We start from the raw sequence: 11,687 nt of genomic DNA on the forward strand, positions 1-11,687 counted from the left end.
CGGCTCGGCGCGACGGCTCGGCGCGACGGTCACGATCTGGCGGCACAGCTCGCTGCCGATGGAGCCGCCGGCGCCGGTCACGAGCACGGACTTGCCGCGCACGCAGCGGGCGAACAGGTCGATGCGCGGCGGCACCGGCGGCCGGCCGAGCAGGTCTTCGAATCTTAGTTCGCGGATGGCTTTGTGCGAGGTGACCCTGTCGTCCGCCAGGTCCACCAGACGGCTCAGGATCTTGGTGCTGACGCCAGTCTGGGCCATGCGCTGCATGATGTCGCGCAGGCGCTCCTGAGACACCGACGGAATCGCGATGACGATCGAGCGGATGTGCATGGTGTTGACGACTTCCGCCAGGCGCTCGGTATTAAAGACGCGTAAGCCGCCGATCTTACGTTCGTTCAGTGCGTGCTTGTCATCGAAGAAGCAGACCGGACGGTATTCCTCGCTGGTGCGCATGGTGGTAGCCAATTTGGCTCCGGCTTCGCCGGCACCATAGATTGCCACCAACTCGGGATCTGACCCCGTATGTGCATGTTGATGACGCAGGAGATTTCGTACGCCGATGCGGGAGGCAATAACATAGGAAAACACGATGAACCAGTAAATGGCCAGGGTACTACGTGGAAAGCTTTCCTCGTGAATAAAAGCCATGACAATATAGACACAGAGGATAGCGATGGCCAGTGATATCCCTGTTATGCCAAGCAAGCGATGTTCAATAAAGCGGATGACGGCGCGATAAAGATCTGACACGGAAAACGTGGCAATTGTAATTGCAGCAATCAATGCATAGGAGCCCGGGCCGAAACTGAAGAGAAGCTTCTGGCCGCCACCCTGCAGTAACAGGGCAATGAGAAAGCAGACCGGCAGTGCGACCAGGTCTGCCATGATCATCAAAGCCATTTTCTTTGTCCGATGCAGTGAAACCAACTTGGAGCACAAGTGCTTGATTCCAATAGGATTGTTGGCGCTATTTAATCTTGGCATGATGACGGATCTTATGTTGGGTTCAGAATTGCTCTATAAATTTAATTAAGTAAATTTTTTTTATGAAATTAAATTTATCCCAAGAAAAAATATCTTTAGAGCTAATGCGTGAAATCTATTTCTCTATTTGTTGATTATTTGCGCAGGTAGCGTTTTCGCGATTTGATCAGGCTCAAGGCTGCAGAAGAATATCTGTCTTAGTGATGAGTGACCGAATGGAATGAAAATTTACGGAAGAAGAAGGAAAACTTGGGTGTCGACAGCTTTGGATATATGATCGACAAGATGTCGGGATATCGCGCTGTCCTCACGCGCCAGGATGTGGCCTCTGAAGCTGGAGCTACATAATTTATTTCGGCAGGCCAAGAAATTAATCTTGATATGCATGACTAGATCGTTGTTCGGCGGTGACGGGTTTAGTGCGAAGATTTACTCAACGATATAAACTCTATTTGTCGTTTTCTTGCACAGCTTTTGCCATACGTAAAATGGCATCCAGAATTTCCATATCCTGCAAAACGAGAGTGGAACATGAGCGAACGTTCACGATGCATCGATTGCGACGTGCTGGTGGTGGGCGGCGGCATCAATGGTGCCGGTATCGCGCGCGATGCCAGCGGGCGTGGGCTGCGGGTAGTACTGTGCGAAAAGGATGACCTGGCCCAGCACACCTCGTCGGCGTCGAGCAAGCTGATCCATGGTGGTTTGCGCTATCTGGAGCAATATCAATTCGGCCTGGTGCGCAAGGCGCTGGCTGAGCGCGAAGTGCTTTTAAAGAGCGGCCCGCACATCATGCATCCGCTGCGTTTCGTGATGCCGCAGGCCGCCGGCGCCGGCCAGCGCCCGGCCTGGCTGATCCGCGCCGGCCTCTTCCTCTACGACCACCTGGCGCGGCGCAACTTCCTGCCCGGTTCGGAAACGTTTGCCCTGCATGAGCACCCGGCCGGGGCGCCGCTGCAGCCGCGCTTCACGCGCGCCTTCGCCTATTCCGATGCCTGGGTCGACGATGCCCGGCTGGTGGTGCTGGCCGCCGTCGATGCCCGCGAGCACGGCGCCACCGTGCTGACCCGTACCCGCTGTACCGGACTGGTGCGCGAGCCGCAGCGCTGGGTGGCCACGCTACAGGGACGGGGAGGCGAGACCCGGGTTCAGGCGCGTTGCCTAGTCAATGCCGCCGGTCCCTGGGCCGTCAGCTTCCTCGGCCTGACCGGGCCAGGAGCACGCGCCCAGCCGCTGCGCCTGGTCAAGGGCAGCCACATCGTCCTGCCCTGCCTGTTCCGGCACGACAGCGCCTATATCCTGCAGCAGCCGGACGGCCGCATCGTGTTCGCGATTCCCTACGAAGGCCAGTTCACCCTGGTCGGCACCACCGACGTCGACTACCAGGGCGACCTCGACCGCGTGGTCATCGAGACCGCCGAGATCGACTACCTGTGCGCGGCCGTCAACCGTGCCTTTGCCCGGCCGGTCGCGCCGCAGGACGTGGTGTGGAGCTATGCCGGCGTGCGGCCGCTGATCGGCGAGGAAGGGGGAAGGGCGCAGAGCGCCAGCCGCGACTACAGGCTGGAAACGAACCTGGACGGCGCGCCGCTGCTCTCCGTCTTCGGCGGCAAGGTCACCACCTTCCGCAAGCTGGCCGAGCAGGCGGTCGACTGGATCGCGCCCGCGCTGGGCCGCCGCGTGCCCGGCTGGACCGGCAAGGCCTGCCTGCCCGGCGGCGACCTGTTCGGACGCCAGCCCAGTGTCCGAGCAGTGCGGGAGCTCAAGGCATGGATACAGGCGCGCCAGCAGCAGTACGCCGCCCTGCCGCCGTCGCTGGTAGCCCGCTATGCGCGCGCCTATGGCACCCGGCTGGGCGCGATGCTGGGCCATTGCCGCGGCTGCGCGGACCTGGGCGAAGAAATCGTGCCGGGACTGTTCGAGGTGGAGGCGGAGTGGCTGGTGAAGCAGGAATGGGCGCGGACGGCGGAAGACATCTTGTGGCGCCGCACCAAGCTCGGTTTGCACATGCAGGCGCAACTGCGCCCGGAAGCTGTGCTGCGCCTGGAGACCTGGCTGGCGGGTGCGGCGGCACATCTGCCCGAGGCGTTGCGGCTCACGGGGCAGGCGCCGGAATCGGCCGCGCCTTGAGAGTGCCGGGCATGGTCTGCGTTTGGCCAAATGATGTCCGCTGGACTATGGCCGGGACGCTGAGGGAGGTGAGCCTCAGCGGCGTCCCGCCACGACGGCGATCTCGATCTTCGCGTCGCGCGGCAAGGCGCGCCGCCTCGATCGTGGCGCGGGCCGGCGGGTCCTTCTTGAAATACTGGGCGTAGACGCCGTTCATGGCGGCGAATTCGTTCAGGTCCTTCATGTAGACCGTGCTCGACAGGACATCGTCATACGTCAGCCCCTGCGATTCCAGGCCGGCGCCGATGTAGTCGAGGACCACCTTGGTCTGTTCCTCGATCGTGCTGCCCTCGATCGCGGTGCCGGCCTTGTTCAAGGGCGCGAAGCCCGAAAAATAGATGAGATTGCCGTACCCGACCATCTGGGAGTAGGGGCCGATCGGCGGATAGATCTTGTCGGTCCTCAGCACCACCTTGCGGGCCGGCGTCGCGCAGCCGCTCATCGCGCAGGCGCTCGCGCCAAGGCACAGCACCGTCAGGAATCGCTTCGTGTCCATAGGATTCTCCTTGATTGAGACGTGCGCTTCATTAAACGCTTCAGGTCGGTCAGCGACAGGCGAGTTCGACTTGTTTTTGGCGCAGCTCAACCTTCATGCGCCAGGATGTTGTGGACTTTCGTCTGACAGCGCGGTTCGGCCAACTAGCGGTGTATTTGAGAGGCATCAGCAGGCGCCCGCGGTGTTTCCGTGGCTGCCTTGGCGCGCTCCCCATCCTCATTACACTGGAAGGACTTCAGCGACGGGAGGGAGCATGACCAGCCAAGGCCACATCGAGCCCGGCCGCATTGCCGTGCGGGCAGTGCTGCTGTGCGCAGCGCTCGTGCAGACGGCCGCGCACGCCGACGAGGCCGATGCCAAACGCCTGCTCAAGGCGATGTCCGACTACCTGGCGTCGCAAAAGGCGATCGCCTTCGATTTCGATTCGAATCTCGACATCGTCAGCACCCAGCAGCAGAAAATCACGCTGGCGGCATCCGGCAACGTCATCCTGAACCGGCCGGACAAGCTGCACGTCACCCGCCGCGGCGGCTTTGCGAATATGGAGATGAGCTTCGACGGCAAGACGGTGACCCTGCTCGGCAAGAATTCGAACATGTTTGCCCAGGTCGAGGCCGCCGGCACGGTCGACCAGCTGGTCGACGTCCTGCGCGACAAATACCACCGGCCGGTGCCCGGCGCGGACCTGCTGATGTCGGATCCCTACAAGGAATGGATGCCCGAGGTTACCGAGGTGAAGGATCTCGGCAGCGGCGTCATCCGCGGCGTGGAATGCGACCACCTGACCTTCCGCACGCGCGAGGTCGACTGGCAGATCTGGATCGCCCAGGGACCGAACCCCTATCCCTGCCGCTACAGCATCACCAGCAGGAAGGTGGAAGGCAGCCCGGAGTACCGTCTCGACGTCTGGAACTGGAAGGCCGGCGCCCAGGTGGCCGCCGACACCTTCAAACTGGCCATCCCGGCCGGCGCCCAGAAGCTGACGCCGGAAAAAGTCCAGGAACTGGGCGACATTCCCGGCATCTTCAGGGCGGCCACGGACAAAGCGAAAGGAAGCCCATGAAGATCCCCCTGAAACGGCTCGGGCCGGCCCTCGGCATCCTGCTGGCATCCGGGCTGGCATCCGGGCTGGCGCTCGAGGCGGCGCACCGCGCCGGCGTGTCGGATGCGCCCGGCCTGCTGGCCCCGGCACAGGCGGTGGTCGGACGCCCGCTGACGCCGGTCAGCTATGCCGGCGTGGCGCGGCGGACGGCGCGGCGCTGCGCGGCCGGCGTCTATTATTGTTGAGCTAGCGTTTTTCGATCTGGCGGTCGATCGCCTTGCGGGCGCGCTCGTTGCGTTCGCTGTAGCGGTCCGTCAGGTAATCCGTGCGGCCGCGCATCAGCAGCGTCATCTTAAACAGCTCCTCCATCACGTCGACCACGCGGTCGTAGTAGGCGGACGGACGCATGCGGCCGGCGTCGTCGAATTCCTTGTAGGCCATCGGCACCGACGACTGGTTCGGGATCGTGAACATGCGCATCCAGCGCCCCAGCAGGCGCAGGGTGTTCACCACGTTGAAGGATTGCGAACCGCCGCAGACCTGCATCACGGCCAGCGTGCGTCCCTGGCTCGGCCGGATCGCGCCCATCTCCAGCGGAATCCAGTCGATCTGGTTCTTCATCACGGCCGTGATGGCGCCATGGCGCTCGGGACTGCACCATACCTGGCCCTCGGACCACAGGCACAGCTCGCGCAGTTCGACCACCTTCGGATGGGTCTCGGGCACGCTGCCGACCATCGTCAACGCCATCGGGTCGAAGATCTTCACCTCGGCGCCGAAGTGCTCCAAGATGCGCGCGGCTTCCTCGGTCAGGAAGCGGCTGAAGGAGCGTTCGCGCAGCGAGCCGTACAGCAGCAGGATGCGCGGCGGGTGGCTCAGGTCCTGCGTTGGTTCCAGCTTCTGTAGCGTCGGCAGGTCGAGCAGTTCGGGCTTGATGTTGGGGAGGTCGGGGATCTTGTCCATGTGTCAGCGCGATGAGAGTGGATCGGCGAAGTCGCCCGGCGCAACCGTGCCGCCGACCGTCGCGCCGGCAGGCGGCGCCGGATAGAGCCAGGTGAACAGCAGGGTCGCGGCGGCGGCGCCGGCAAGCTGCGCCAGGATGAAGCCTGGCGTGTCGACGGGGCGGATGCCGGCGAAGGTATTGCTGGCGGCGCGCGCCAGTGTGACGGCCGGATTGGCGACGGAGGTCGATGCCGTGAACCAGTAGGCCGCCGTGATATAGGCGGCCACGGCGAACGGCGTGACGCCTGGCCGGCTGCGGGAACAGCCGATGATCACGCCGATCAGTCCGAAGGTCGCGACGCACTCGCTCCACCATTGCGCGGCGCCAGTGCGCACGTGTTCGGACGCGAAGTAAAGCGGTTCGCCGAACATGCCATGGGCTGCGGCCACGCCGGCGAATGCACCGATGATCTGCACCGTCACATAAGGCAGGATGTCGGCGGCCGGAATGTTCTTCTGCCACGCTTCCGAGAAGGTCACCACCGGATTGAAATGGGCGCCGGAGATCGTGCCGAACATCAGGATCAGGGCCACCAGGCCAGCCCCGGTGGCGATCGTATTGGCGAGCAGCGCGATGGCGACATTGCCGCCCGCAAGGCGCTCGGCCATGATGCCCGAGCCGACCACCACGGCCAGCAGCAGGGCCGTGCCCAGGCCTTCGGCAACCAGTCTTCGTGCGAGCGTCATAGTGGTCGGGTCCCGGGTCAGGTGCAGGAACGGCCGCAGCAGCAGTTCTCGGTGAGGAAGCCGAGCAGGGCGTTCATCGCGTCGAAGCGCGCGGCATAGATGAGGAAGCGGCCTTCCTGGCGCGGCGCGATGAGGCCTGCGTGGGTCAGCTCTTTCAGGTGGAACGAGAGCGAGGAGGGCGGCACGTCGAGCGCTTCCGCAATCCTGCTGGCGGCGAGGCCGTCGGGACCGGCCTGCACCAGCAGACGAAAGGCCGCCAGCCGCGATTCCTGGGCGAGGGCGGCCAGGGCCTGTACGGCATCCTTGTTGTCCATGAGTGCTCCGGTCGGTTCCATAGTTCGAGTATAGTCGAAATGTAAGCTCATCTGACAGGGGAGGACATGGCACTGCATCGGAAAGGAATTATTGTTGCAGCAATCGTGTCGTCGCTGCTGTGGCCGTTCAGCGCGCGCGCCGACTGGGCGCAATCGGCCGATCCGCTTGTCGTCCAGGCCAACCCGTCCGGCAGCGAGGTCCAGCTGCAGAACCCGCCCACCTTCACCTGGGCCCGTCACCCGGGCGGCGCGGCCCGCTACAAGATCCAGATATCGCCGGAGGGCGGTTCGCCGCTCACCGCGACCGTGGACCGCAACTGGTACCTGCCGACCAAAGCCCTGGCGCCGGGCAAGTACACATGGCGCGTCCGCCCGGCCGGCTCGAACGACTGGTCGACGCCGCGTGCGTTCTCGATCACCGGCAAGTCGACCGCCTTCGAGGTGCCGGACAATGCCACGCTGCGCGAGCGCATCCTGGCCAAGGCCCGGCCGCGGTCGCTGCCGCCCTCGTTCACGCCCTACGCCACCTGGAGCGCCGCCAGGAAGAAGGACCTGGACCCTTACCTCAGCCGCCTGGTCAACGTAGTGAAGCTGCAGACCGGGGCGCTGCCCGACCTGAATGACGCGCGCTGGCCGCTCGTGATCACTGCGCCGCTGACGGCGGCGATGGCCGCCCAGCAGAGGGAGATCGCGCACCGCATCGACGAAGCGTCGCTCCAGCTGGAAGGGGCAGCCATCCTGTGGCGCCTGAAGAAGGATCCGGCTTACCTGAACGAAGCGTTCAAGCGCGGCGACCAGCTGGCCGCGCTGGACCCCGCGGGCCCGACCAGCTATGTCAACCAGGACCAGGCGACGCGCCAGATCGCGCTCTCGCTGGTAAAAGCGGTCGACCTGCTGGTCGGCGACCTGGACGCCGAGCGCAAGGCGAGGTGGCTGAAGATCGTGAGCGTGCGCGCCAATGAGATGTTCAAGGACCTGGCCGCCGACAATGGGCGCATGGACCAGCATCCCTACGATTCGCACGGCGTGACGCTGCAGGGCTACATGGCGCTGATCTCGACGCTGGCGCTGGGCGAAGTACCGGAGGCGCAGAAGTGGTTCGACTTCAGCTTCCGCGCCTACGCCGCCACGCCGGAGCCCTGGTCGGGCCAGGAGGGCGGCTACGCCAACGGCACCGCGTACGCCGAGTACACGGCCGCTTACATGGTCGCATTGTGGGATCCGATCCTCCAGGCGACCGGCGTGAACCTGTGCGCCAAGCCGTGGACGGTGGGCTTCCTGGATTTCCTCATGGCGTTCGTCCCGCCGGGCGCGCCCGTGCATGCCTTCGGCGATAGCTCCGAGACCAGGCCCGATGCACGCGTGCTGCGCGCGCTCGCGAATCGCATGGTGTCGCCGCGCGCCGCCTGGTATGCGGGCAAGTTGGCGGCGAACGAGGATGCGCTGTCGGTGTTGGAGGCGCCGTATCCGATGCCCGTGACCGGAACCAGGCGCAAGGTTCAGCCGTCGAACGAGGCGTATTTCCCGGGCATCGGCTGGGTGGCGATCCACCGCGACATCGGCTCGAAGGGCGACGCCTCGTTGTACTTCAAATCCAGTCCCTACGGCTCCTTCAACCACAGCCACGGCGACCAGAACGGCCTGCTGCTGACAGTGGCCGGCAAGCCGCTGCTGGTCAAGGCCGGCTGGTACGACTGGTACGGATCGCCGCTGTGGCGCGACTGGTACCGCCAGACCCGGTCGCAGAACGCCATCACCTTCGACGGCGGCAAAGGCCAGCTGGTAGACGGCTACCGCGAACAGCTGCAGCACAACGGCCGCATCACCGCCTTCTTGGTGAAGCCGGACCACGACTACGCGGAGGGCGACGCGACGTCGGCCTATGGCGGCCAGCTGACCCAGGCCAGGCGCCAGGTCGTGTACCTGCATGGCCCGAACGCGTTCGTGGTGCGCGACAAGCTGTCGTCGAAGGCGCCGCGCACCTACGAGTTCAACGTGCACGCGCCGGTCGTCATGAAGATCGAGAGCCCGGCCAGCGTGAAGATCGCGTCGGGCCGCCAGTCGGTCTGCCTGCGTGAGCTGAACGGTGACGCCCCTTTCGCCAGGTGGACCGGACCGAGGCCGAGAAAAGGGGACGATGGAAGACCATGGCGCGTTCTACCTGAAGAACGATGGCGGCTCGGTGGCGGAATTCCTGGTGCTGCTCGATGTCGGCTGCAGGCGTCCGAGCGTGAGCGTGAAAAGTTCAGGGAGCCGGCGCGTGGTGACGGTTGGCGGACAGGCTTTCGAGTTCGATTGATAGCCAATGACCGCGGCTGGCCGGCTCCGTTGGCACTGAGCGCATCTTGAGCGCGCTCAGGCTGACGGGGCTTTGTTATTTCCAGAATCAGCCCAGCTATTGGTGTTGGGCGGCGGCGCCGACCATCTGTTTCCCCAAGTGGCTATCTCACAATGACGAAGGAATCATTATTTCTGCTTTCTAGATAATCAACCTCAGCGTATCACTCCCGCCGAGTATCTAGGTCGCAATCGGCTACGAAATTTTACGGGCGAATGCAGAGTCACGTTTCATCTCACTGTTCTATTCTCCAATCAATCCTAATCTGCATCACTCAACGAGTGAAACGTTGCTCGCGGCGGCCAAACAACACTATTCTTGCACCTTGTTCATAATATCTAACTTCCTAATCAGTTTGAAGTAGGATAAATCCAGACTAAAAAATCCATAGATCTACCTCTAGAACTAGGGGGGCGTCATGAAAAACTTGCTTGATAGCACTATTGCTTTAATTTTCATTGTCGCTGCTTCGTTGAGCACTATGGCCTATGCCGGCGTAACGACCTACAGCGATCGAGTCTCATGGCAGGCCGTTGCCGGGTCTTCAACCAATATTGATTTCTCAACGCTCGACGATGGATCATTAATCACACCTCAGCCAGGCGATCAAGTTTTCAGTGAATTATCGCTTAGAGGCGGCTGGACAAGGATCGACCAGACCCGCGCAGTCGAGCCATTGGCACACCGGCAGCAGGTCAACGTGCTCGGCGCATTGCGCCACGACGGCCGGTTGATCTGGGCTACTCAGCAACGGCCAACCAGGCGTACAGTCCGGAGCTCAATCGCACCGAGATTCTGTGGAAGCACGCTAAGTACCTCTGGCGCCGCTTCGCTACCGTGAACGGGGCAGACCTGTTTGATGATATTCAGTCCCTGATGAAAGGTTTTGGCAGCGAATTCACGATAAATTTTGTGTGACTACTTAGGAAATCTGCACCAACTACGCTACGCCACGCGGGCCGACGCGCAGGCCGCAATTCAGGAATACATCGAAAGCTTTTATAACCGCCAGCGGCGTCACTCACGCCTTGGCAACGTTCCGCCAGCGTTGTTTGCTGAATCCTTCAGAAAACAACCGCAGGCGGCTTGAAACAAGAGCGTCTGCTATTGACAGTACACCTCAATCTGAACGGCTACGGCAACATGGGCGAACTGATGCTCGGCCTGACGGCGTACATGATCTTCTACAACGAGGAGCGCGTGCACCAGTCGTTGGGATACGGCACGCCAAGTGAAGTGTACGAAACGGACATTGGCGGCGGGGCGACGATCGTGGACAAATTTGGTGGCGCGCGTGGAGAAGCAAAGACAGAAACAACGACAACAGCAACGACAACAGCAACGACAACAGCAACGACAACAACAAAACCGGGGCAGCGCCGAGCAGCTGCATGCAAGACAGAATGTGCAGCTTAAACTAAATAGATTCGGGTCTTGACGGACGGGTCCACTTTAACCCACTTGAAATTCAATAGAGCCAAAAACTTGATACGACGTTTTTTTCACAGTTGCTCTTTAATTTTTCTAAGGAAATCACAATGAATTATGCAATATCCTGTCCTGTATGTAATTCGCCAATTAAATATATTGGTGAAGCCAACTATTATACGAGAGACAGCAAGTTTACAACGCCGATGTATGAATGTCGCGAGTGTGATTTGTATTATCGATCAGTCGATTCTAGCCTTTTAGACGATCATTATTATGCCGCTAGTTATGTACAGGTTACCAATGAAAGTCGTTTCCGCGAGCAGCGACTCAACTTTTTTAGATACATCATCGACTTAATTGATAAGACAACCCGTAAACAAGATGCAACAAAGCCCGGTATTTTATTGGATTTTGGTTCTGCTTATGGTCATCTTTTAGAAGTCGCTGCCGAGCGAGGTTATCAGTCGATCGGAGTAGAGCTTAACCAGGGTCTAGTTAAATACTGTAACAACAAGGGCTTTAAAACGGTATCAAGTTTAGATGACATTACAAGTCCTGTAGATGTCGTGACCCTTATCGATTCGCTTTACTGTGTTGCCAAACCGACGGAGATTCTTGCAAGAATACACGATCTAATGAAGCCTGAAGGAATTCTCTTGATTCGCATCACGAATCGAAATCTTTATGTGCGCTTACGGAGATTTTTTCTGCAAAATTCTGATATGAATCTTGTAGGAGATGCAACAGTCAGTTACTCGCTTAAGTCTATCTCGCGTTTACTTGAAAATAGTGGTTTCGAAGTTAATACTGTAATTCCAGATACAGGTCGGGGCAAACATCAGTCAATTAAGATGCAAGTATTCTATTCGATAACTTCAGCCTTTTCATTTGTTACTGCAAATCGTTGGATTTTTGCGCCGGGGATTATCGTGATCGCAAAAGCGGGTGTAGGCAGTAAACATAATATGAAGGATTTACCTCATGATTTTGAGCAACACAGTTTGGCTAAGTAAGAGCTGATCAATTAACGATTCCTGGTCCGTTATCGATTTCTCGTATACGAAATTGACGGCTGCCGAAAAATTCAGCAGTGAATTATCGCTTAGAGGCGGCTGGACAAGGATCGACCAGACCCGCGCAGTCGAGCCATTGGCACACCGGCAGCAGGTCAACGTGCTCGGCGCATTGCGCCACGACGGCCGGTTGATCTGGGCTACTCAGCAA

The 11,687-nt window shown here is 60.4% G+C and carries 11 protein-coding genes and 1 pseudogene; 7 read left to right on the forward strand and 5 right to left on the reverse strand.

The window, feature by feature from the left end; translation table 11 throughout:
* Positions 1-900, reverse strand: a 900-nt coding sequence (locus AC1DIX_RS26900) for a nucleoside-diphosphate sugar epimerase/dehydratase (RefSeq protein ID WP_477328318.1), incomplete at its 3' end; no start/stop codon positions are given.
* A 615-nt stretch (positions 901-1,515) separates the two neighbouring features.
* Here AC1DIX_RS26900 and glpD point away from each other — a divergent pair.
* Positions 1,516-3,114, forward strand: coding sequence for a glycerol-3-phosphate dehydrogenase (gene glpD / locus AC1DIX_RS26905; protein WP_477328320.1), 1,599 nt, complete (start codon positions 1,516-1,518; stop codon positions 3,112-3,114).
* Here glpD and AC1DIX_RS26910 read toward each other — a convergent pair.
* On the reverse strand, positions 3,080-3,649 hold the full coding sequence (locus AC1DIX_RS26910) for a Rid family hydrolase (RefSeq protein ID WP_477328322.1): 570 nt from the start codon (positions 3,647-3,649) through the stop codon (positions 3,080-3,082). The genes glpD and AC1DIX_RS26910 overlap by 35 nt on opposite strands.
* A gap of 253 nt (positions 3,650-3,902) precedes the next feature.
* Between AC1DIX_RS26910 and AC1DIX_RS26915 the strand changes: the two genes are divergently transcribed.
* Together AC1DIX_RS26915 and AC1DIX_RS26920 are read left to right on the forward strand one after the other, a co-directional pair.
* Positions 3,903-4,712: a DUF2092 domain-containing protein gene (locus tag AC1DIX_RS26915; RefSeq protein ID WP_477328323.1), complete on the forward strand. Its 810-nt coding sequence runs from the start codon at positions 3,903-3,905 to the stop codon at positions 4,710-4,712.
* Entirely contained in the window at positions 4,709-4,936 is a 228-nt protein-coding gene (locus AC1DIX_RS26920; RefSeq protein WP_477328325.1) for a hypothetical protein, read from the forward strand. The genes AC1DIX_RS26915 and AC1DIX_RS26920 overlap by 4 nt, the downstream gene beginning before the upstream one ends.
* Before the next feature lies 1 nt (position 4,937).
* Here the strand turns inward: AC1DIX_RS26920 and arsH are convergent, their stop codons facing one another.
* From arsH to AC1DIX_RS26935, 3 genes are read right to left on the reverse strand one after another with little or no spacing between them, the layout of a single operon-like run.
* Positions 4,938-5,654: an arsenical resistance protein ArsH gene (gene arsH / locus AC1DIX_RS26925; RefSeq protein WP_477328327.1), complete on the reverse strand. Its 717-nt coding sequence runs from the start codon at positions 5,652-5,654 to the stop codon at positions 4,938-4,940.
* A 3-nt stretch (positions 5,655-5,657) separates the two neighbouring features.
* Positions 5,658-6,380 carry an aquaporin gene (locus AC1DIX_RS26930; protein WP_477328329.1) on the reverse strand — a complete coding sequence of 241 codons (723 nt, stop codon included), beginning with the start codon at positions 6,378-6,380 and terminating at the stop codon, positions 5,658-5,660.
* A gap of 17 nt (positions 6,381-6,397) precedes the next feature.
* Positions 6,398-6,694, reverse strand: coding sequence for an ArsR/SmtB family transcription factor (locus AC1DIX_RS26935; protein ID WP_477328331.1), 297 nt, complete (start codon positions 6,692-6,694; stop codon positions 6,398-6,400).
* Between the two features lie 66 nt (positions 6,695-6,760).
* Here AC1DIX_RS26935 and AC1DIX_RS26940 point away from each other — a divergent pair, with 66 nt between their 5' ends.
* From AC1DIX_RS26940 to AC1DIX_RS26955, 4 genes and pseudogenes are all read left to right on the forward strand, one after another.
* A complete protein-coding gene (locus tag AC1DIX_RS26940; protein WP_477328333.1) occupies positions 6,761-9,043 on the forward strand; it encodes a heparinase II/III domain-containing protein in 2,283 nt (760 codons plus the stop codon).
* A 920-nt stretch (positions 9,044-9,963) separates the two neighbouring features.
* Positions 9,964-10,122 (forward strand): annotated as a pseudogene (locus AC1DIX_RS26945) (IS3 family transposase); the annotation flags it as partial.
* Positions 10,119-10,448 (forward strand): hypothetical protein, encoded by a 330-nt coding sequence (locus AC1DIX_RS26950; RefSeq protein ID WP_477328335.1) that lies wholly within the window; start codon positions 10,119-10,121, stop codon positions 10,446-10,448. The pseudogene AC1DIX_RS26945 and the gene AC1DIX_RS26950, both read left to right, overlap by 4 nt.
* A gap of 122 nt (positions 10,449-10,570) precedes the next feature.
* Positions 10,571-11,476 (forward strand): class I SAM-dependent methyltransferase, encoded by a 906-nt coding sequence (locus AC1DIX_RS26955; protein ID WP_477328337.1) that lies wholly within the window; start codon positions 10,571-10,573, stop codon positions 11,474-11,476.
* The last annotated feature ends 211 nt before the right edge of the window (positions 11,477-11,687 follow it).

Source organism: Massilia sp. 05N420 (assembly GCF_056397205.1).

Coding starts and splice junctions, on each gene's coding strand:
- AC1DIX_RS26930 (WP_477328329.1), bottom strand. CDS start 6,380: ATGACGCTCGCACGAAGACTGGTTGCCGAAGGCCTGGGCACGGCCCTG.
- AC1DIX_RS26935 (WP_477328331.1), bottom strand. CDS start 6,694: ATGGACAACAAGGATGCCGTACAGGCCCTGGCCGCCCTCGCCCAGGAA.
- glpD (WP_477328320.1), top strand. CDS start 1,516: ATGAGCGAACGTTCACGATGCATCGATTGCGACGTGCTGGTGGTGGGC.
- AC1DIX_RS26940 (WP_477328333.1), top strand. CDS start 6,761: ATGGCACTGCATCGGAAAGGAATTATTGTTGCAGCAATCGTGTCGTCG.
- AC1DIX_RS26955 (WP_477328337.1), top strand. CDS start 10,571: ATGAATTATGCAATATCCTGTCCTGTATGTAATTCGCCAATTAAATAT.
- AC1DIX_RS26915 (WP_477328323.1), top strand. CDS start 3,903: ATGACCAGCCAAGGCCACATCGAGCCCGGCCGCATTGCCGTGCGGGCA.
- arsH (WP_477328327.1), bottom strand. CDS start 5,654: ATGGACAAGATCCCCGACCTCCCCAACATCAAGCCCGAACTGCTCGAC.
- AC1DIX_RS26920 (WP_477328325.1), top strand. CDS start 4,709: ATGAAGATCCCCCTGAAACGGCTCGGGCCGGCCCTCGGCATCCTGCTG.
- AC1DIX_RS26910 (WP_477328322.1), bottom strand. CDS start 3,649: ATGGACACGAAGCGATTCCTGACGGTGCTGTGCCTTGGCGCGAGCGCC.